A 21,939-nucleotide genomic window follows, 5' to 3' on the forward strand; every position below is an offset into this window, starting at 1 on the left:
TACATAAAGGCTCGGTAGCTCAGTCGGTAGAGCAGAGGACTGAAAATCCTCGTGTCGGCGGTTCGATTCCGTCCCGAGCCACCATTTTGAAATCACGAGCCGACTTAGCTCAATTGGTAGAGCAACTGACTTGTAATCAGTAGGTTGGGGGTTCAAGTCCTCTAGTCGGCACCACTTTCAAAATGAGCCATTAGCTCAGTTGGTAGAGCATCTGACTTTTAATCAGAGGGTCGAAGGTTCGAGTCCTTCATGGCTCACCATTTACAATTTAATGCGGGTGTAGTTTAGTGGTAAAACAAGAGCCTTCCAAGCTCTGGTCGAGAGTTCGATTCTCTTCACCCGCTTTCAATTATGGGCCTATAGCTCAGCTGGTTAGAGCGCACGCCTGATAAGCGTGAGGTCGATGGTTCGAGTCCATTTAGGCCCACCATAATTGTTCCGCAGTAGCTCAGTGGTAGAGCTATCGGCTGTTAACCGATCGGTCGTAGGTTCGAGTCCTACCTGCGGAGCCATATTATAGAGAAGTACCCAAGTGGCTCAAGGGGCTCCCCTGCTAAGGGAGTAGATCGCTAACGCGGTGCGAGGGTTCGAATCCCTTCTTCTCTGCCAGTAACTGGCCCGTTGGTCAAGTGGTTAAGACACCGCCCTTTCACGGCGGTAACACGGGTTCGAATCCCGTACGGGTCATACTAAAAGAGATAGCATAATCTGCTATCTCTTTTTTGTTGTGTAAAAGCGGACTTTAGATAGTCTGCTTTTTTTATGGGTTTCTTGTATACTTTTTTCTATTTGAATCGTCTAACTAATAGAAAGGAGAGAGCGATGGAATATGAAAAGGTTATTATAGGAACATCTAAAAGTATTTATAGATATTTGCTTAAAATTGGAGTAACACCAGCAGAAGCAGAGGATATCGTTCAAGATACGATACATAAAGCATTAGTATCTATACCGAATATGAAAATTACTTATATTAAAACATGGTTATTTCAAGTTGCGATTAATAGGCATCGTGATCTAGTGAAAAGGCGAAATCGTATTGAACAAATCCCGATTGAATCCGTTCAACTTATTGGAACGAAAGGATTAGATGAGCCACTGTTAAGAAAAGAACTTCAAGTAGAAATACAAAATATACTTGGAAAGATGAATCCGGTATATAAACACATTCTCTTATTAAAGTATGATTATGAACTTTCTTATAAGGAGATAGCAACCGTACTAGAGATGAAAGAAGAGACCGTACGTGTTTCTTTGTACAGAGCTCGCAATGAGTTTAAAAAGCTTTATAGGAGGTTTGAAGATGGGCAGAGATGAGTTTGATTTTGATATAGATTCAAGTAAAGTATCAACAATGTTGAAGAAGGCGAAGCGAAGACAATTATTAAAAATAATCGTAATTTCAATTGCACTTTTTATTGTTTTATTCTTCGGTTCTATTATAGGAATTTCACAATTGAATAATAGAGCTTATCTAGCTATGGATCGTGACGTAAATATGATAAGACACATTACAAGGCCTAATACGGAAAGAGGCGTAGCAATTACTTCAAACGGTTTATTTAAAAGCACAGTAGAGTATAAAACGTATAAAGTTATTGAGGGGAAACCTGTTAAGTGGGAAGATGAAGTGTATGAGTATAAAGTTTGGAATACATTCCACCGATTATCGAATGTAAACCCATTAACAATAGCAGATAATGTTGTAGTGGGAAATGAACGTATTAATAAAACAAGTGAATTGTATAATAATCAAACGATGGAAAGAGAGATGCAGTTTTATCTTCCATTTGCTTCATATAATAGTTATATAAATGATATAGAGAAAGTGAAGGGTGAAAATAAAGTAGCTGAATTGGCTATATCTTTTGATAAACCACATAAGGTGTCTGAAATAAAAAAGATACTACCAGAAGGGATTCATCCTGTTTGGTATTGGGTAGATACGTATGATGATAAAAAATCATATTCTATTGATGATATGACCGAAAGTGCTTATAATGTGTACGGCTTTAAAGCAAAACAAGGTGATATTGAATTTGGAAATGGAACAGAAAAAGATTTTCTTTTAGCAATTCAAAATGGCATTGAGCAAAAGGGAAAGTATTATGAGGAATATAAACGTATATATGATTACCTAAGAGGGAAGAAAACAAAGCCAAGCGAGGAAGATGTAAAAGTTATTGGAGTAGTTGTAACAGGAACCGCTGCGGATTTACAGAAGTTAAATGGTCAAAATTACGTAAAGGCTGCTGTGTTAGGAGCTACCGCGGAAAACAAATAATATATAGAAGAAGCTGTCTCTAAGTAGAGGTGATCTACCGGAGACAGCTTTTTTATGTTGTCATTATTGTCGGGTTTTGTCGGTTAGTCGATATATTGCAAAAATCGCCGATATAATTTGAGTTACGGTCGATAAATTTCAATAATCGCTGATATATTTGGAGTTACAGTCGATATATTCTAAAAATCGCCGATATAATTTCACTTACCGACAGAAACATAAGAAAATCCCGTTCACAATCTAAAGAAAACGCCTCCATTGAAATGGATTTCACACCTATTCCAATAACTTTACACTCTATGTGAAAAAGTTCACAATTAGGTCATAATTTGTGAAGTAATTCACAATAATACGTGCTACAATATGAATGTAAAGAAGTTAAACAACATTAAATTAGTATTTTAATTAATTACTTAAACAATCATAAAAAAATATATGTGAACAATAGAGAGGGGAAATTAACATGAAAAAAGGTATCAATCGTGTAGTATTAGTAGGAACAGGAGCTGTAGGTTGTAGTTACGCTTACTCAATGATCAACCAAGGTGTAGCTGAAGAATTCGTACTAGTAGATGTTAATGAAGCAAAAGCAGAAGGAGAAGCAATGGACTTAAGTCATGCGGTACCATTCTCTCCAGCAGCAACAAAAGTTTGGAGCGGTAGCTATGCAGATTGTAAAGATGCAGATTTAGTTGTTATCACTGCTGGATTACCACAAAAGCCAGGTGAAACTCGTTTAGATTTAGTTGAGAAAAATACAAAGATCTTTAAACAAATCGTTCGCGGTATTATGGATAGCGGATTCGATGGAATCTTCTTAATCGCAACAAACCCGGTTGATATTCTAACTTACGTAACTTGGAAAGAATCTGGTTTACCAAAAGAGCGCGTAATCGGTTCTGGTACTACTTTAGACTCTGCTCGTTTCCGTTACATGTTAGGTGACTACTTAGATGTAGATCCACGTAACGTTCATGCTTACATCGTTGGTGAACACGGTGACACTGAACTTCCAGTATGGAGCCACGCTACTGTAGGTGTACAAAAACTTGAAACAATTTTAGCTAACAACGAGCAGTACAAACAAGAAGACTTAGATAAAATCTTCGAAAATGTACGCGATGCAGCTTATCATATCATCGAACGTAAAGGTGCAACTTACTACGGAATCGGTATGTCACTACTTCGTGTAACTAAAGCAATCTTAAGCAACGAGAACAGCGTATTAACTGTATCTGCATACCTTGAAGGTCAATATGGTGAGAAAGATGCTTACGTAGGTGTTCCAGCTGTTATTAACCGCCAAGGTGTACGTGAAATCGTAGAACTTGAGTTAAATGAAGAAGAAAAAGCGAAATTCGCTCATTCTGTAAAAGTATTAAAAGAAACAATGGCACCAGTACTATAATAATGGCTAAATCATTCAGAGGCGGGAAACTGCTTCCTACCTCTGAATTCATATAATTTAATATAAATTCCTTTTCCGGTTTCCCTTGTATATCCCCAATATACCCCTTTTGCTGGATCAGGGTCGTTTATAGAAAAGAGCACTCTATTTTATATAGAGTGCTCTTTATGATTATTTTTTAGGCGTTAATCCTAATTTCTTTAAAATATCTGCCAGTGTACCGCTTTTTGATTTTTCAACCGGTGTTTGTGATTTAGATGCATCAGGACCTTTCTTCAAGAAGTTCTTTTCAACGAAGCGAATATCTTTTTCGTCGACAATACCGTCTTTGTTAAGGTCACCGTCTTTTACAGCGAGTCCTTTTTTACCGTAGTTGCTAGCGATAATTTCAGCATCTTTAATGTCAATTACTTTATCACCATTTACATCACCGGCAAGGTTTTCGTCAGGGCGTGCATAATAATATTGGCCGAGCAGTTTACCATCTTTTTCAGTACCTAGTTTCGTAGTTAGGCGGCTTGTTAAGTGCCCTGGTACTTCTACATATAAGTTATAGTCGCGTTTATTAACAGGGAGTCCATTCAGCTTGAAGTAACCGTATTTATCAAGTGAGCCTTCAAACTTATGACGGTAAGAATCAGTCGCATATACTTTTACGCCAAGCTTTGTATAATCGAATTTCTCATCTAAATAGCCACGTTCATTTAAGAAGGCACCAGGTTTAATATTACCCTCTACGAGTGAGTTTAATGACATCACTGAGAATGATTGATCTTGAAGTACACGCATTCTATTTGGCTCTGATTCACCTTGCTTCCAGTAAGCGAACACTGGTAAATCTAATTGAGCACTTGCTTTATAAAATTCATCATTTGCTACTTTGAAAGTTACATCAATGAACGGGAAATCACCATCTAATCCAGCAAAGTTTTTGTCATCAATAGCTCCGCCAACTGTAACAGAACCTTCTTCTAGTTTCGGTTCATTTACTTTTGCGGTTACACCTTTTTCAGAAAGGAGTTTTTCAAAAGCAGGATTGAATTTCGCATTTGCAAATTTGAAGTTTTTCTCTTGGAATTTCACGTTAAATTCCCCAGAAACAAACTGTTTTACGTGTTTCGCGTTTAGTGTTACAGTAAGTTCATCATTTTTGTATACTTCTTTTTTATCATAACTAGTTTTCGCATATTGAGCTCCTTGCGGGATAAACCAATAGTTATTTACACCGCTTGGATAATCAGGACCTGCAGTGGCATAATCGAAAATATATACCCCTGTATTCATTGGACCTTCCACTTTAAAGGATTCAGGAGTAATGCCAACTTTAAAGTCACCATTTGCATTAATAGGTAAAAACTTATGCAAGTATGGGGAATAGTCGTAGTACATAACTCCGTTCGCTTCTTGCGTAATGTTTAACCCTTTTCCTTTTAAGTAGTCAACGTTTGAATCGTACACATTACCTTTAATCCATAATGCCTTTTTACCATCTTCTACTGTATAATCCTCTTCATTTAATTCATAAATACCAGGTTGTAATCCAGTTAATTTCACTTCTGGTGGTGTATTATCGATTACGACATAATCACCTTTCACACGTGCTTTTCCAGCTTTATCATAGCCGACAAACTCAATTGTGTAGTCTCCTTCTGGTAAGTTGATTTTCTCATCACCGATTGGTTTTGCAGGATCATTTGTAAAAGGATATACTTTTCCGTTAAAGAATGAATCTAAGTAGTAATACACATCCGTTTTTAGTCCGCTTGTGTTTAATGTTCCGATGAAGCCGAGCGCTTTATTTGTTTTTGAGTCTTTCACGATAAGATCTAATGTTTCAAGTTCGCTATTTAATTGGAATGCTCCGTGAACGTATGATTCACCGTATGGATTAAATTTAGATGTATCAGTTGAAATTGCTTTTCTGGATAATATCGCATTTTCAATACCAGGCTCTGATACGCGAATAGAGAACGGAATTTGATATGTTTCTTCTTTATTTTTCGTGTTCGTAATATGGATATATCCTTCATATCGGCCTTGTTTTACACCGGCTGGAACATTAATTTTTGCTTCAATTTCATCTGACATTCCAGCATCAAGAGTAATTGTTTCTGGAGCAGAAACTTTTACACCGTTTGCTGTAGCATCGTTAATAGCAGAAGATGCTGGTGTGTAAGTAATTTCTGTTTTAAATTCTTTCTTCTCTTGTTTATTACGATTTTCAATTTTAATTTTTCGTTTTTGCTCAATTGATTCCCCGTCTTTTTGATAGTATTTACCGAATGCAATAGAGCCAGTTTCTTCTGGTACTTCAATTACTTCATCGTTCACAATTGTTTTTGTCGTATCTAACACTTTAAAGCTTGTTTCTGTGTGAACAGAGTTATAAGCATCTACTCGTCCAGCTCCCACTTCATATACGGAATACTTTTCTTTTAAATCGTCAGCCGTGTTCATAAGAGACGTTTTTACATCAAATGGAGAGTATTCTGGGTGTTCTTGTAAAATAAGAGCAGCAACGCCAGCGATATGTGGAGAAGCCATGGATGTTCCTTGCATACGTTCATAGGAAACATCGTAGTTTTCACCTTCTTGCGGATCGTTAATATATTCAGGTACTGTTGAAAGTACCGCAACACCAGGCGCTGTAATATCAGGTTTAATATCATCATTTGATGTAACAGGGCCGCGTGAGCTAAAGTCTGCAAGATGATCGCCTTCTGTTTGAATATAACTAAGTTCGTCAAAGCTAAAGGATGTATTACCTTGTTCGATTTGAGCTTTTAGTTTTTCACCGTCTTCTTTCGTTAGGCGGAATGCGGGAATGTATTTTGTACTTTCGCCAACGTAGAAAGGAATTTCTCCGTCCACATTGTTATAAATAATAACGGCTTTTGCACCAGCTTGTTTTGCATTAGCAATTTTTTCATCAAATGAGAGTGTACCACGTGCAACGAGAGCGATTTTTCCTTTTACATCTTTTTTACTAAATTCGTCAGGCGTACCGATTCCTACAGATTCAATAGGTAAAGATTGTCCTTTGAAATCTTCTATTTTATCAGTGAAGTTTTTGCCAAATAAAATTAAGTTAGGGAATTGTACCTGTCCAGCACGACCTGATAGTTTTGGTAAGGAAATAGAACTGTCACTTGCCCCGACCGTAATCGCAAATGGAGAAGCACCTGGTGATCCGAGTGTCGCTGGATTTGGACCAGAGTTCCCGGCAGCAACGACTGTAACAACGCCCGAAAGCATCGCGTTATTAACAGCAATAGACGTTGGATCAAGCGGATTGTTACTATCATCACCTAACGATAAGTTAATGACGTTCATACCGTCAGAAATAGATTTATCGATTGCAGCGATAATACCAGAACTATCTCCGCTTCCATAAGGACCGAGTACACGATAGTTATATAGTTCAATGTCAGGTGCAACACCTTTTACTGCTGAATCTGATTTGTTTTTCTTTTGAGCAGAAACGATACCTGCTACGTGGGTACCATGCGCAGTGTAGAAAGAAGAACCGCGATCATCAAATTCAGGAGCGCCAGATTGTTGCCACTCTGTATAAGTTGTTTCCATCGGATCTGCATCGTTATTAATAAAGTCCCAACCCTTTACGGAATTTGGGTCTACCTTACTAGAATCTTCACCTGCTTTTGCACGATAGCCTTTATACACGTCTTTTAAGTCAGGATGGTTGTAATCAATACCTGTATCTAATACCCCAACTTTAATTCCTTTTCCGGTAATGCCCTCGCTATGTAACTTATCTACTCCAATTTGCGGAATGCTATCTGTTAGTTTTTGAGGTGCATTCTGCTCAGCTTGTTTTGGTAAATTTAATTTCACTTCGTAATCTTTCCAAATACGTTTTACAACGCCAATTCGTAACAATTCTTCAACTGTATTTGCAGGTAATGTTAGCGCAACTCCATTTATCGCATGTTTATAAGAACGTTTAATTTGTACAGACTGGAAATTCCCTGACTTTACTGATGGGCTGAATTGATACAGACGTTTTAGTCCTTTTTGAAATTCCTCATGTTCTTGATCAATACGTGCTTTTATATTTTCAGGAGCAGCTTGTAATCCTTTTTCTTTTTGTTTTAATTCATTAATCTTTACTGGAGCAGTTTGAAATTCTACAATGATATTTACTGGTTCGGCACTACTCGTATTAATATCTGGTGAAATAGTAAAACCAGGATTTGCATCTAACGTTTGTAATGCCTGACGCTGTTCTTTAGAAAGTTTTGATAGTAAAGACTGGGCGTTTGAAGATTCAATTTGGTTAATAGGGTTTTCAGCAAGTACGTTGAACGGAAGGGCAGTTGAAAATAGAACGCCAGCCGTTACAATTCCGGTAACAAAACGATTTTTCTTTTTCATATATAGGCCTCCGATAATTTATATTTTAAAAATTATCCCGCTTTAATGGGCAGTAAGACCCCCACCTCAAAATTCAGCGGAAGCAAAGAAGTTAGGTGAGGGATCAACTGCCCATAAAAGTCCGATTGGTTCAACTAATAATCAGTGGGGGATGAAGAAAACCCCCACTGATTAAAGTTTCACTTTATTTCTCCACGCCTGGTGTTTGCTCTGCGTGGAATGTCCAGTTTAGCTGTAAGGAATCACCCTGGAATTTATTTTGATCTTGTTCGTTGTCTTCAAAGGAGAAGAGTACATGTAAATAATCTGTTTCACCAGATTTAATACCGTCTATTAAATTATGACGTTCTAGAGAAGTAGCGACATCTTCAGGTTTCATAGTTTTTAATTCTGATAGTTTCGTTTCCCACAAAATTTCATGATCATCGTTTGGATTAGATGGCTGTCCATCATTTACTAGAAACTGGACGACGATGTGATCGCCTAAATCTTCACCATCATTATTCTGCTTTGCATCTGTAACTTCATAGGATGTTTCAAGTGCTACTTTTGCAATATCTAATGTTCCTTTATTTTCGAGCTTGAAATTTCTTTCGATGTAATCACCTGGTTTTAAATCTTTCACATTAGCAATTACACTCGGGTTAAGAGAAAGATCTAGTGTACCAGCTTGAAATGAGTTACTAGATGTTTCGGAATCACTGAAATAGGCGAATACACCGCCGAATGTAAGGGATAAGCCAAGTGAAGCTGTGACAACTCCCATTCCAACCTTTTGTTTTAATGACATAAGAAAGCCCCCTAGTTAAAAATTTTTATCGAACTTTCGCATGGAGTATAGATAGGGTAAACAGAGTAGTTCAGTATGAATTATATTTGCGAAGGTTCGACGTTCTTTATTGAGAACAAGTATATGCTTATGAATTTTCCATTTCAATACAATTGTGACGAAAAATGTTGAGAAACATTTTTTTATGACAGATTATTTTGTTACGATTTTAAGTGATACATAACGTGTAAAATGGGATAAACCTAATAAAATCAGGGTTGAGAAATAAATATTAGGATGAAAGACCAGTAAAAAATGAAGCGTTTGCAATGAATATTCGTCAAAATTCGATATTTTACACAGTAAATTTGAATATTTTAAGCGAAATTAAAGAAAAAAACGAATATTTTTTTAAAAATAACAAGGATATTTCAGTTTTTCGCAGAATTGGTAAAGTATAAAAAATTCTGTCATCTTAGTGAGGTGAGCATATTGAGTGTAATAAATTGTGAAGAAGTGAAACGAGATGAGTTTCATACAGAAAAGTACTATGACAGTTATAACATCTTTGGTGCACATGTTGTGACGGAAGATGAGATGCGAGGTGTACGATTTACAGTATGGGCTCCTCATGCGAAAGCAATGAGTGTTGTTGGAGATTTTAATGAATGGGATTATGGGCAACATAAGATGCTACAAGTGACAGAAGAAGGAATCTGGTCCTTGTTTATACCGCATATTGAAGAAAGGGAAATATATAAATATGCGATTGAAACGATGGCTGGTGACGTCATTTTTAAGGCAGATCCGTATGCTGTGTATGCAGAAGTAAGACCGAATACGGCATCTGTAGTTTTTGATATAAAGGGATACGAATGGAATGATAAAAACTGGAGTCGTAAGAAAAAGAAAAAATCGGTTTATAAAGAAGCGATGACAGTTTATGAATTACATTTCGGTTCTTGGAAGAAGAAAGAAGATGGAACACTATATTCTTACAGGGAAATGGCAGAAGCACTCATTCCTTATGTGGTAGAACATCAATTTACACATATTGAAATCATGCCGCTTGTTGAGCATCCATATGATCGTTCTTGGGGATACCAAGGGACGGGATATTATGCAGCAACGAGTAGATTCGGCACGCCACATGATTTGATGCATTTTGTCGATGAATGTCATAAATATGGAATCGGTGTCATTTTAGATTGGGTGCCGGGGCATTTTTGTAAAGATGCTCACGGTTTATATTTGTTTGATGGGACACCGACTTATGAATATAAAGATAAAGATGTGCAAGAAAATCCGGTATGGGGAACTGTCAATTTTGATTTAGGAAAGAGGGAAGTGCGTAATTTCTTAATTTCAAATGCGTTGTTTTGGATGAGATATTTCCACATTGATGGTTTCAGAGTGGATGCAGTTGCAAACATGCTGTACTGGAATAAAGAAGGACAGGAGCAAAGTAATGAGCACGCTGTTTCATTTTTACGAGAGTTAAATGAAGCGGTGTTCGCAGAAGATGAAGATTTTCTTATGACAGCAGAAGATTCAACAGCTTGGCCACTTGTAACAGCCCCAACGTATGAAGGTGGGCTTGGATTCAATTACAAATGGAATATGGGCTGGATGAATGATGTGCTGAAATATATGGAGTGTGCGCCTGAGTACAGGAAGTATATTCATGAGAAAATGACGTTTTCCTTAGTATATGCTTACTCTGAAAATTTCATATTACCACTTTCTCATGATGAAGTCGTTCATGGGAAAAAGTCGTTATTAAATAAAATGCCAGGAGAGTACTGGGATAAGTTTGCTCAACTTCGTTTATTATATGGATATTTCTTTACTCACCCAGGAAAGAAATTACTTTTCATGGGAGGAGAATTTGGGCAGTTTGATGAGTGGAAAGACCTTGAAGATTTAGATTGGAATTTACATGATTTTGAAATGCATCGTTATATGCATGATTACTTTAAAGAGCTCATAGCATTGTATAAGCGCTCCAAACCGCTTTGGCAGCTTGATCATTCGCCTGAAGGATTTCAGTGGATAGATGCTAATAATCATGAGCAAAGTATTTTCTCGTTTATTCGCCAAGGGGATAAACAAGAAGATGCGTTAGTTGTCGTATGTAATTTTACGAAAGCTACATATGAAAACTATAAAGTAGGTGTACCAGATTTCGAGTATTATAACGAGATTTTAAATAGTGATGCTGAGCAATATGGCGGATCGGGGCAAGTAAATAAGAAACGTCTTAAGGCGATTCAAGAACCGTATCATAATCAAGTAGCACATGTAGAAATTACAATTCCACCATTTGGCGTATCCATATTACGACCAGTGAAGACGAGAAAGGGGAGCAAAAAACAAGATGGCTCAAAAACAAAAGTGCGTAGCAATGTTACTAGCAGGGGGAAAAGGTAGTCGATTAAGTGCATTAACAAAAAATTTAGCAAAGCCAGCTGTTCCATTTGGTGGTAAATATCGCATTATTGATTTTACGCTAAGTAACTGTGCGAATTCTGGTATTGAAACAGTTGGGATTTTGACGCAATATCAACCACTTGAACTTCATAATTATATCGGGATTGGCAATGCGTGGGATTTAGACCGAGTAAGCGGTGGAGTCACAGTATTACCTCCTTATGCGGAGTCTTCAGGTGTGAAGTGGTACACAGGTACGGCAAGTGCCATTTATCAAAACTTAAACTATTTAAGTCAGTATGAACCAGAGTACGTTCTGATTTTATCAGGCGACCATATTTATAAAATGGATTACAGTAAAATGCTAGATTACCATATTGAGAAAGAATCGGACGTTTCGATTTCAGTTATTGAAGTACCTTGGGATGAAGCGAGCCGTTTCGGTATTATGAATACGAACGAAGAGATGGAGATTGTTGAATTTGAGGAGAAACCGCAATTTCCAAGAAGTAATCTTGCCTCAATGGGAATTTACATTTTTAACTGGGCCATTTTGAAAGAGTATTTAGAAATGGATGCAAGAAACCCTGAATCTAGTAATGATTTCGGAAAAGACGTACTTCCGCTTTTATTAGATGAAGGGAAGAAGTTAATGGCGTATCCGTTTGAAGGGTATTGGAAAGATGTTGGAACGGTGAAGAGCTTATGGGAAGCGAATATGGATTTACTACGTGATGAAACATCACTGAATTTAAACGATCGTAATTGGCGTATTTATTCTGTGAATCCAAATGAGCCACCTCAATATATTGCAGAAAAGGCAAAGGTAGAAGAATCGCTTATTAATGAAGGATGCGTCATTGAAGGGGACGTGAAGCATTCTGTATTATTCCAAGGGGTGACGGTGGAAGAAGGTAGTATGGTTATTGATTCTGTCGTTATGCCAGGAGCGAAGATTGGTAAAAATGTTGTAATTGAGAGAGCGATTGTTGGATCGGAAATGGTTATTGAAGATGGAACAATTATTCGTCCAGAAAAAAATGTCGACGATGTAGTATTAATTGCTGAAGGAAAATAGAAAAGGGGGATGAAATGAATGGGAGAAAAAATGTTAGGAATTATTAATGCAACGGGAAGTTTTCCTTCCTTACAGAAAGTAACAGGGCATCGTTCACTAGCGGCGTTACCGTTTGGGGGCCGTTATCGACTCATTGATTTCATGCTTTCAAATATGGTGAATTCTAATATTCATAGTGTAGCGGTTTTTACAAGTCATAAAAACCGTTCGTTAATGGACCATGTTGGTTCAGGAAAACAGTGGGATTTAGATAGAAAAAGAGACGGACTGTTTTTATTCCCACCAAATTGCCAATGTGACCAAGATGAATTTGGATCTTTTGCGCATTTTAGAAGACATATTGATTATTTTCTAAGAGCTAGAGAAGAATACGTTGTTATTACGAATAGCCATCTCGTAACAGCATTAAATTTCCAGGCGGTGTTAGAGCGACATATACATACGGCAGCTGATATTACTGAAGTTTGCCATGAAGGGGTTTCGCTTCAAACATACGTGTTAAAGAAACAATTACTGTTAGATTTATTCGAGTCATATAAAGATGTGGAGCAATATAGCTTATTCGATGTAGTGAGAGAAAAGCGTGGAAAATCACTGCATATTGCCACGTATGAGCATACAGGATATGTAGCTATTATTGATTCGATTGAAAGTTACTATAAACATAGCTTAGAAATTTTGCAGCCTGCTATTTGGAAGCAATTATTTAAGAAAGAAGCACCGATCTTTACGAAAGTAAAAGATGAACCACCAACTCGCTACTTAAAGGGTGCAGCTGTGAAAAATACAATGATTGCAAACGGCAGTATTATCGAAGGTGAAGTAGAAAATAGTGTTGTTTCCCGTTCTGTTAAAATTGGGAAAGGTTCAATTGTTCGTAATAGCATTATTATGCAAAAGAGCCAAATTGGAGATAACTGTATAATAGACGGTGTTATTATTGATAAAGATGTGAAAATTGGTGATGGTGTTGTGCTAAAAGGAAACGCCGATGAGCCATACGTTATTGAAAAAGGAAGCGTTCAAAACAGTACGATTAATAGTTATTCTTAAGAAATCAGTGGGGGTTTTTCCTCCACTGATTAAAGTTTTAATTCAAATGAAAACTCGAAGGGAGGAAGCTGCAAGGGAAGTAGTATAAGCTTTTCGTGCAGTGGGACAACAAGTGAATATTTTATTTGCAGTATCAGAATGTGTACCATTCGTTAAATCGGGAGGATTAGCTGATGTAGCAGGTGCGCTCCCAAAAGAGCTAAAAAAATTAGGTGTGGAAGTTCGTATTATACTCCCGAATTATAGTCTTATTCCGCAAAAATTAAGGGATGGATGTACGTTACATAAAGTAATTAACGTCCCGCTTGGCTGGAGGAATCAATATTGCGGAATTTTAAAAGGTGAGCAAGACGGGATTACGTATTACTTAATAGATAATGAATATTATTTTAAGAGGGATTCTCTGTATGGGCATTATGATGACGGAGAGCGTTTTTCTTATTTCTCGAAAGCCGTATTAGAGTGTATCCCGCATCTTGATTTTGAAGTGGATGTTCTTCATAGCCACGATTGGCATACAGCTATGGTGAATTTCTTACTGCGTGAAAAGTATCAAGATAACCCATTATATGAGCATATTAAAACAGTATATACGATTCATAACTTGCAGTTCCAAGGTGTATTTCCTCCTGAAGTGATGTACGACTTGTTAGAACTTGGTGATGAATATTTTCATAGTGAACAGTTAGAGTTTTATGGAAATGTGAACTTTATGAAGGGTGGGATTATCGCTTCTGATCAAATTACAGCGGTTAGCCCGACATACAAAGAGGAAATCCAATATGAGTTTTTCGGTGAGAAGTTAGATGGATTACTGCGAAAATATAATGATAAGCTAAGCGGTATTGTAAATGGAATTGATACGAGCGTATATAATCCAGAAACGGATTCGTATATTACTGCTCAGTACGATGCAGATTCATTATATGAAAAGAATGAAAATAAACGCGCGTTGCAGCGTTATTTTGGTTTGCCAGAAAAAGAAGATACACCAATTATTTCAATGGTAACGAGATTAACGAAGCAGAAAGGTCTTGATTTAGTACGTACTGTATTCCGAGAAATAATGGAGGAAGATGTACAATGTATTATTTTAGGATCAGGTGATTCGGAATATGAGCAATTCTTTGAGTGGATGGCATACGAGTATCCTGAGAAGGTAAAAGTATATATCGGCTTTAATGAAGAATTAGCTCACCAAGTGTATGCGGGAAGTGACTTATTCTTAATGCCATCACTATTTGAACCGTGTGGACTTGGACAACTTATCGCATTAGCGTACGGTACGATTCCAATTGTAAGAGAGACAGGCGGATTAAATGATACGGTACAATCTTATGACGAAGAAACTGGAGAAGGAAATGGTTTCAGTTTCACGAACTTTAATGCACATGACATGTTGCACACGGTTCGCCGTGCAATTGAATTTTATCATGATAAATCGGTATGGGAGCAGCTTGTAAAGCAAGCGATGACGGAAGATTATAGCTGGGAGAAGTCAGCTCTTGCTTATAAGAAATTGTATAAAAGTCTCATGGAATAACATGTAGGTGGTGAAGAAATGTTTACTCATGTTGAAAGTTTCAAATCAGCTTTTCTAGAAAAGTTAGAGACGATGTATGGTAAAAGTTTCAAAGACTCTACAACTCGTGATCAATACAATACGCTTGGGTACATGGTACGTGAGTATATGAATAGTCAATGGATTGCAACGAATGAAAGCTATCGGTCTGGAGAGCGAAAGCAAATGTATTACTTATCCATTGAGTTTTTACTTGGGCGTTTGCTTGGAAGTAACATATTAAATTTAGGCATCAGGGATGTATGTGAGCAAGGACTTTCTGAGCTTGGGATTTCGTTGCAAGAATTAGAAGAGGTGGAAGCAGATGCAGGTCTTGGAAATGGTGGACTTGGACGATTAGCGGCCTGTTTCCTTGATTCACTTGCATCGTTAAATTTACCAGGTCATGGGTGTGGAATTCGTTACAAACACGGCTTATTTGATCAAAAAATTGTTGATGGTTATCAAGTTGAATTTCCAGAACAGTGGCTTCTTCATGAAAACGTATGGGAAGTAAGAAGGCATGATCAAGCTGTAGAAGTAAGCTATTTCGGCAATGTTGAACCGCTTTACATTGATGGACGTTTAGAGTTCAGGCATACGAATGCAGAAGTGATTATGGCAGTACCATATGATGTTCCAGTAGTAGGTTATGAGACGAGTACTGTAAATACACTTAGACTTTGGAATGCGGAACCAGTTCCTTTCCCGCAAAATTGCAAAGATATTTTGAAATATAAGCGTGAAACAGAGGCGGTATCGGAGTTTTTATATCCAGATGATACGCATGATGAGGGGAAAATACTTCGTTTGAAACAACAGTATTTCCTCGTATCAGCAAGTTTGCAAAATATCGTTCGTATGCATAGAGAAAGATATGGTGACCTTCGTCAATTACATGAGAAAATTGCGATTCATATTAATGATACACATCCAGTTTTGGCGATTCCAGAACTGATGCGTATTTTATTAGATGAAGAAAAACTAGCATGGGAAGAAGCTTGGCACATAACGACACAAACGATTTCTTATACGAATCATACGACGTTATCAGAAGCACTTGAGAAGTGGCCAATTCACATTTTTAAACCGTTATTACCGAGAATTTATATGATTATTGAAGAGATTAATGAACGTTTCTGTCATGAACTTTGGGAACGTTATCCGTATGAATGGCATCGTATTGAAGAGATGGCGATTATTGCGCATGATCTTGTGAAAATGGCTCATTTAGCAATTGTCGGTAGCCATAGTGTAAATGGTGTTGCAAAAATTCATACGGAAATTTTAAAGCAACGTGAAATGCGATTGTTTTATGAGTTTTATCCAGAGAAGTTTAATAATAAAACGAATGGAATTGCTCATAGGCGCTGGTTAATGAAGGCGAATCCACAACTGACAAACCTTATTTCGGAGGCGATCGGAACAGAGTGGAAGAAAGAACCGATTAAGCTTCAAGAGCTACAATTAGTTCAATACGATGCGAGTTTCCAAGAGAAGTTTGCAGAGGTAAAACAAGAGCGTAAAGAGATTTTAGCGGAGCGTATTCATAATAAAATGGGGATTACAATCGATCCTAATTCTATTTTTGATGTGCAAGTAAAAAGACTGCATGCATACAAACGACAATTATTAAACGTTCTTCATATTTTATATTTGTATAATCGTTTGAAAGAGGATGCTAGTTTTACATTTTATCCGCGTACTTTTATCTTTGGAGCGAAAGCATCACCTGGCTATTATTATGCGAAAAAAATTATTAAATTAATTAATGAACTCGCAAGAAAAGTGAATAATGATCCGTACGTAAGCCAATATATGAAAGTTATCTTTCTAGAAAACTATCGAGTGTCTGTAGCGGAAGATATATTCCCTGCGGCCGATGTAAGTGAACAAATTTCAACTGCGAGTAAAGAAGCATCCGGAACAGGTAATATGAAATTTATGATGAATGGTGCGATTACACTCGGCACGTTAGACGGAGCTAATATTGAAATAAAAGACAGAGTCGGTGATGATAACTGTTTCATCTTCGGTTTAACAGCCGATGAGGTGCTTCATTACTATCAAAATGGTGGATATCGTGCAAGTGATTATTATCACCACAATGGGCACATTAAAAAAGTAGTAGATCAGTTAACGAATGGTTTCTTTGCACAGTCAGGAGCTGAATTTGAAGCGATTTATGATTCTCTCGTAATCCAAAATGATGAATACTTCGTTCTGCGAGATTTTGGTCCATATGCGGAAAGGCAAGAAGCTGTTGGTAGAGCTTATGAAAACCGAACGAAGTGGCTAGAAATGTCGATTTTAAATATTGCACAATCTGGTCATTTTGCGAGCGATCGAACGATTTTACAGTATAGTAATGAGATTTGGGGTATTGGTAATGCGGTTACACAATATTAAGTGAAAGTCCCTTTTGAAGGCACATTGAGACAAAGTGTAAAAATGAATAATACGTATAGGGATGCTAAAGTGTATTCACTTTTAAAAGGGGAATATAATTGCTTAAAAAACCGAGCTTAATGAAATTAAGCTCGGTTTTCTTTTTTTGCTTAAGAAAGAAATGGAATAGCAGTATATATGATACCTGTTCCATCATATTCTCCTGTCGCAAAGTATGAAAATGTAAAGAAACCTGTAAACGTAAAAATTACAATGAGAAAAAGTGCAAAGATAAATTTTAGCATGTAAGGTCCCCTCATCCAAAAGTAAATTCATATATTATTATAGTATAAGGATATTTAATTTCCAATTGTTTACTGGTTAAAAATGAGAAGTCAGACATGTTTTGTATGTTGTCATGGCATGATTATTTGCAATAGATTTTGTGTTTTTTGTAAAAGTCATGTTGTGATGAACGTGTGCATATTCCCAGTCTTGTTCATTAAAATGGACGTTGCGGGGAGGGAGAAGAGGAACGACATCAAATAAATTAACAAAGCGAAAGCTACTAGCTACTTGCAGTTTATAATAATTACGAAATGCAATATCGCCCACTTTTGGAGAGGCGAATGTATAGAGACCGTACTGTGCGAAGGCGGTGTTGATACGCGCATCTAGTATATGTAGTGTAGCGAGCGCGCCACCTAAACTATGACCTGTTGCAAGAAGTTTCTTATGGGCTGGTAATGATACGAGCATATCCATAATAGAATCTCGGCAAGATTCATAAATGGAAAGAAAGCCGTTATGGACATTTCCACTATTTAAAGCATATGGGTATGGTTTTTGGTTAACGAGTGAATCGATAATCCAATCTGTATCTGTTTGTGTCCCACGAAAAGCTACAATAATGGTATCCTCAGATTCTAGTATGAATCCGAACCATTCTGTCGTTTGAATAGTTTTTCCTTGAAAGCCTTGTACATATTGAAAACCATCTGGTATTTCAAAAATCCCATTTTGTTTATATTGTTCATATGTTAACTCACAACAAGAAGCTAACAGTATGGCAGTATCTTTATCAAAGGATAAAGGAGTACGCATTAAGGGAGCCTCCTTAAGAAAAGGTATAGTTCAATATATGCAGTGAGGGACTTGATTCATTCTTTTAGAGGGTTTTGAAAATGAGGCGTACACATTCAGTTACGTGCTAAAAAAGTAAAAATATAGTTTGCTAAAATAAAAGGCGCCCCATAAGGGCACCTTTTACTCTTTTCCATCTAATAAACGACCAAGTCCGCCTAAAACGCTGCCTTCACCACTGCTTTGTGCCGCTGGGCTTGTCAGACGTGCTGCTAAGCGGCTAAGTGTTAAGGACTGAATCCAAACTGTTCCAGGACCTTCTAACGTTGCGAAGAATAAACCTTCGCCGCCAAATAGAGCTGTTTTTACCTTTCCAACGAACTCGACATCGTAGTTAATGTCTTTTGTCATAGCAACGAGACAACCAGTATCAATGCGAAGTTTTTCGCCAGGTTTTAATTCACGCTTATATACAGTTCCGCCTGCATGCATGAAAGCAAGTCCATCACCTTCGAGTTTCTGCATGATGAAACCTTCACCGCCGAAGAAACCAGTTCCGATTTTTTTCGTAAACTCGATTCCGATAGAAACGCCTTTTGCTGCACAAAGAAACGCGTCTTTTTGACAAACTACTTTCCCTTGATATTCTGTTAAATCTACAGGAATAATTTTACCCGGATAAGGGGCAGCAAATGATACGTGGCGCTTGCCATGACCTGTATTTGTAAATACAGTCATAAACATGCTTTCACCTGTAACGAGACGCTTACCAGCGCCCATTAATTTACCGAATAGACCACTAGATGGGCCAGAACCATCACCGAAAATCGTTTCCATTTCAATGTAATCTTCCATCATCATCATTGCGCCAGCTTCTGCGATTACGCTTTCTTCTGGATCTAACTCAATTTCAACAAACTGCATATCATCGCCATATAACTTATACTCAATTTCGTGTGCTCTCATTTTTTTCACCTCGTATGTAATAGATACTTATATTGTACAGAATTTAATAGGATTAGAATACTTTAGTTTTGTTAATTTTCAAATAAAGTGGAATCAACCAAAACGGATTATCAGCTCCCACCAATCAAGCTGTCCGCAAATGGCGGGATAATATATGAATATGGAAATTCAACGTTATATTAAAATTATAAAAAAATGGTGGAATGAAAGTGTTCTCATTTGACGTTTTTGATATAGCGTGATATAGTGAAATCACTATTGAGCTACATAATGTGGTACGGAAATAAAGCACGTTGAATTAAAGGCTGTAAGCTTGTTATACATTCATGTCCTTTATATCCACCTTTTCATGTGGATTCATAGTTTCATTTTTATTTAGGAGGTACATGACATGCAAACAGGTAAAGTTAAATGGTTTAACAGCGAAAAAGGTTTCGGTTTCATCGAAGTTGAAGGTGGAGACGATGTATTCGTTCACTTCTCAGCTATCCAAGGTGACGGATTCAAAACTTTAGAAGAAGGTCAAGAAGTTTCTTTCGAAATCGTTGAAGGTAACCGTGGACCACAAGCTGCTAACGTTACAAAAAACTAATTAGCTAGCGATAAAAAGCATTCCGATTTTCGGAATGCTTTTTTTTATTCTTTGGAACTCGACTCATTTGAAGATAATTCGCCCTTAAAGGTACGCTCTTCAAAGTCATCAAGCATTTGTTCATATTCTTCATGCTCTTCTGTAGCGAAAACTTGCGGATTTTTCCCATACATATCTGTACCGATAAAGTTTTCAAAATCCTCTACGTAGCCTACATTTTCCTCGCTATTTACGTACATGCCATTATAGTTTTTAGAATCTTGTCTTTCTAAATCAGACGGCGTTTCAGACGTTCCGTAATTGGCAACATCTTGCCATGCATCTTCCGCATCGTATTCAACAGAATGATCTTCATCGTGTTTGTGGAAAGAAGGAGACAACACTTCTTCTTCAACTGGTCGCGTATTCATATTTAACTTACTTGTCGTATGCTGGATGCATGTTGTAGCGGTCGGCATTGCATCTAATCTTTCAAATGGAATTTCTTCGCCAGACACTTCGCAAATGCCGTACGTACCCGCTTCTATTTTTTGCAGGGCGTGTTTCGTATCCTCTAGCTGTTTATGCCAAAGTTCAATAAGTCCGAAGTCTTTTTCGCGTTCATATAGCTCTGTTGCCATATCAGCTGGATGGTTATCGTAGCTAGATAATTCTCCAACGGAATCACGTTCAGATGCACGATCTTCATTTTCATGTGTTTGTATCGTTTGCTCTAGTTCTTGTTTTTGTTTTTCTAAAACAGATTTAAATTGATTTATTTGTTGTGGAGTTAACATAGTCGTCCACCTTCCTACAATTCAGTTTCTTTACATAGTATGAACGTTGCGAGTAGGAATTATGAGCTGAAATTGGTATATGAAAAAGGAGCCGCGTCAGCAGCTCCTTTTAAAGGAAATATCCAAGTAATAATCCGATTCCCATGAGGAGACCGAAAATTGTATTTGTTTTTGCTGTGGCAATCATTGCAGGTACCATTTCCATTGGAACGCTTTTGCCAATAAAGCCTTTCGTCGCTTTAAATGCTTTCGGTGCACTTAAAAATACGATAAGCATCCATGGTGATACGATGCCCACGATAATTAAAGCAATTGTCCAAATGTAGGAAACGATGAACATAGAAGCAAGTACACCAACCGCTCGCTCGCGTCCAACGAGAATTGCTAACGTTTTACGACCGTTTTCTTTATCGCCATCTAAGTCACGAATGTTATTAGCTAGTAAAATGGCACCAATTAAAATGGAGCTTGGAATAGATAGTAAAATAACTTCTGATGTTACAGTTCCAGTTTGAATAAAGAATGAAATCCCGATAATAATGACACCCATAAATAATCCGGCTGTTAACTCTCCAAATGGTGTATATGCAATTGGAAGTGGACCGCCTGTATAAAGGTAAGCAACGGCCATACAAACAAGACCGATTGCAGCAAGCCACCAGCTAGAATTCATACAAATATACACACCTAATAGTATTGCGATGCCGAAAAATCCAAATGCTAAGTTAAGCACTGTTTTTGGCTGAATGCCATCGCGAACGATAGCACCGCCGATACCAACTGAACCTTCGTGATCAAGTCCTCTTTTATAATCAAAGTATTCATTAAACATGTTTGTTGCTGCCTGAATGAGAAGACAAGCAAGAAGCATTATAAGGAAAAGAGGGAGATGTATTTGATTTATACCTCCGACCTGCATTGCATAGGCTGTTCCGATGAAAACAGGAACGAAAGCTGCTGTTAATGTATGGGGACGTAGTAAACTCCACCAAATGCGCCAGCCTGTTTGCTTACTTGGCTTTGGCGCCGTAGGAGAGGAATTCGTTTCGACGTTCATTTCCATGTTGAATCCTCCTTTGGTCACATATTGTACACAACTAAGTGTAGAAAAAGCATCATTTAGTGTCAACGTTTATTTTCTAGGAAGAGAAGGTGA

The 21,939-nt window shown here is 37.4% G+C and carries 16 protein-coding genes, 8 tRNA genes and 1 pseudogene; 18 read left to right on the forward strand and 7 right to left on the reverse strand.

From position 1 onward, the window contains the following. Window positions 1-8 precede the first annotated feature (8 nt). From VF726_RS06145 to VF726_RS06195, 11 genes are all read left to right on the forward strand, one after another. Window positions 9-84, forward strand: a tRNA-Phe gene (locus VF726_RS06145). A 14-nt stretch (window positions 85-98) separates the two neighbouring features. Next, a tRNA-Thr gene (locus tag VF726_RS06150) sits at window positions 99-174 on the forward strand. Window positions 175-184: 10 nt separating this feature from the next. Continuing rightward, window positions 185-260 (forward strand) — tRNA-Lys (locus VF726_RS06155). A 13-nt stretch (window positions 261-273) separates the two neighbouring features. Next, window positions 274-344 (forward strand) — tRNA-Gly (locus VF726_RS06160). 9 nt (window positions 345-353) lie between these two features. After that, window positions 354-430, forward strand: a tRNA-Ile gene (locus VF726_RS06165). Between the two features lie 7 nt (window positions 431-437). Continuing rightward, window positions 438-512, forward strand: a tRNA-Asn gene (locus tag VF726_RS06170). A gap of 6 nt (window positions 513-518) precedes the next feature. Next, a tRNA-Ser gene (locus VF726_RS06175) sits at window positions 519-609 on the forward strand. A gap of 6 nt (window positions 610-615) precedes the next feature. Continuing rightward, window positions 616-687 (forward strand) — tRNA-Glu (locus VF726_RS06180). Window positions 688-822: 135 nt separating this feature from the next. After that, a complete protein-coding gene (locus VF726_RS06185) occupies window positions 823-1,317 on the forward strand; it encodes an RNA polymerase sigma factor (RefSeq protein ID WP_000455504.1) in 495 nt (164 codons plus the stop codon). Further along, window positions 1,304-2,284, forward strand: coding sequence for an anti sigma factor C-terminal domain-containing protein (locus tag VF726_RS06190; protein ID WP_440166735.1), 981 nt, complete (start codon window positions 1,304-1,306; stop codon window positions 2,282-2,284). Before VF726_RS06185 ends, VF726_RS06190 begins: the two co-directional genes overlap by 14 nt. A 463-nt stretch (window positions 2,285-2,747) precedes the next feature. Continuing rightward, the gene (locus VF726_RS06195; protein ID WP_000715331.1) at window positions 2,748-3,692 is read left to right on the forward strand and encodes an L-lactate dehydrogenase; all 945 of its coding nucleotides are present in this window, start codon (window positions 2,748-2,750) and stop codon (window positions 3,690-3,692) included. A gap of 171 nt (window positions 3,693-3,863) precedes the next feature. Here the strand turns inward: VF726_RS06195 and VF726_RS06200 are convergent, their stop codons facing one another. Both VF726_RS06200 and VF726_RS06205 read right to left on the reverse strand, forming a co-directional pair. Then, window positions 3,864-8,087: a S8 family serine peptidase gene (locus tag VF726_RS06200; RefSeq protein WP_440166738.1), complete on the reverse strand. Its 4,224-nt coding sequence runs from the start codon at window positions 8,085-8,087 to the stop codon at window positions 3,864-3,866. A 184-nt stretch (window positions 8,088-8,271) separates the two neighbouring features. Next, on the reverse strand, window positions 8,272-8,877 hold the full coding sequence (locus VF726_RS06205; RefSeq protein ID WP_440166740.1) for a TasA family protein: 606 nt from the start codon (window positions 8,875-8,877) through the stop codon (window positions 8,272-8,274). 471 nt (window positions 8,878-9,348) lie between these two features. Here VF726_RS06205 and glgB point away from each other — a divergent pair, with 471 nt between their 5' ends. The 6 genes and pseudogenes from glgB to VF726_RS06235 form a co-directional block, all read left to right on the forward strand. After that, entirely contained in the window at window positions 9,349-11,286 is a 1,938-nt protein-coding gene (glgB, locus tag VF726_RS06210) for a 1,4-alpha-glucan branching protein GlgB (protein ID WP_440166742.1), read from the forward strand. Further along, a complete protein-coding gene (gene glgC / locus VF726_RS06215; RefSeq protein ID WP_144612093.1) occupies window positions 11,234-12,364 on the forward strand; it encodes a glucose-1-phosphate adenylyltransferase in 1,131 nt (376 codons plus the stop codon). The genes glgB and glgC overlap by 53 nt, the downstream gene beginning before the upstream one ends. Before the next feature lie 18 nt (window positions 12,365-12,382). Continuing rightward, the gene (gene glgD, locus VF726_RS06220) at window positions 12,383-13,417 is read left to right on the forward strand and encodes a glucose-1-phosphate adenylyltransferase subunit GlgD (protein WP_440166744.1); all 1,035 of its coding nucleotides are present in this window, start codon (window positions 12,383-12,385) and stop codon (window positions 13,415-13,417) included. 112 nt (window positions 13,418-13,529) lie between these two features. Beyond that, window positions 13,530-14,960 (forward strand): glycogen synthase GlgA, encoded by a 1,431-nt coding sequence (gene glgA, locus VF726_RS06225; protein WP_440166746.1) that lies wholly within the window; start codon window positions 13,530-13,532, stop codon window positions 14,958-14,960. 18 nt (window positions 14,961-14,978) lie between these two features. After that, complete coding sequence (gene glgP, locus VF726_RS06230; RefSeq protein ID WP_440166748.1) at window positions 14,979-17,387, forward strand: glycogen phosphorylase; 2,409 nt, start codon at window positions 14,979-14,981, stop codon at window positions 17,385-17,387. Beyond that, a pseudogene (locus VF726_RS06235) lies at window positions 17,388-17,507 on the forward strand (GNAT family N-acetyltransferase); the annotation flags it as partial. It lies immediately after the preceding gene. Between the two features lie 29 nt (window positions 17,508-17,536). On the opposite strand, the gene VF726_RS06240 reads toward VF726_RS06235, so the two are convergent. The 3 genes from VF726_RS06240 to VF726_RS06250 form a co-directional block, all read right to left on the reverse strand. Further along, window positions 17,537-17,671 (reverse strand): hypothetical protein, encoded by a 135-nt coding sequence (locus VF726_RS06240; RefSeq protein ID WP_000911070.1) that lies wholly within the window; start codon window positions 17,669-17,671, stop codon window positions 17,537-17,539. 76 nt (window positions 17,672-17,747) lie between these two features. Further along, complete coding sequence (locus VF726_RS06245) at window positions 17,748-18,470, reverse strand: lipase family protein (protein WP_001260120.1); 723 nt, start codon at window positions 18,468-18,470, stop codon at window positions 17,748-17,750. A gap of 162 nt (window positions 18,471-18,632) precedes the next feature. Then, window positions 18,633-19,415, reverse strand: coding sequence for a TIGR00266 family protein (locus tag VF726_RS06250; protein WP_440166750.1), 783 nt, complete (start codon window positions 19,413-19,415; stop codon window positions 18,633-18,635). A 391-nt stretch (window positions 19,416-19,806) separates the two neighbouring features. On the opposite strand from VF726_RS06250, the gene cspD reads away from it, so the two are divergent. Further along, entirely contained in the window at window positions 19,807-20,007 is a 201-nt protein-coding gene (gene cspD / locus VF726_RS06255; protein ID WP_001193054.1) for a cold-shock protein CspD, read from the forward strand. 44 nt (window positions 20,008-20,051) lie between these two features. Here cspD and VF726_RS06260 read toward each other — a convergent pair whose 3' ends face one another. Further along, on the reverse strand, window positions 20,052-20,783 hold the full coding sequence (locus tag VF726_RS06260) for a yteA family sporulation protein (protein WP_440166753.1): 732 nt from the start codon (window positions 20,781-20,783) through the stop codon (window positions 20,052-20,054). 109 nt (window positions 20,784-20,892) lie between these two features. Continuing rightward, window positions 20,893-21,846: a 1,4-dihydroxy-2-naphthoate polyprenyltransferase gene (locus VF726_RS06265; RefSeq protein ID WP_440166755.1), complete on the reverse strand. Its 954-nt coding sequence runs from the start codon at window positions 21,844-21,846 to the stop codon at window positions 20,893-20,895. Between the last annotated feature and the right edge of the window lie 93 nt (window positions 21,847-21,939).

This window comes from Bacillus sp. Brlt_9, assembly GCF_051948935.1.
Taxonomy (GTDB): Bacteria; Bacillota; Bacilli; order Bacillales; family Bacillaceae_G; genus Bacillus_A.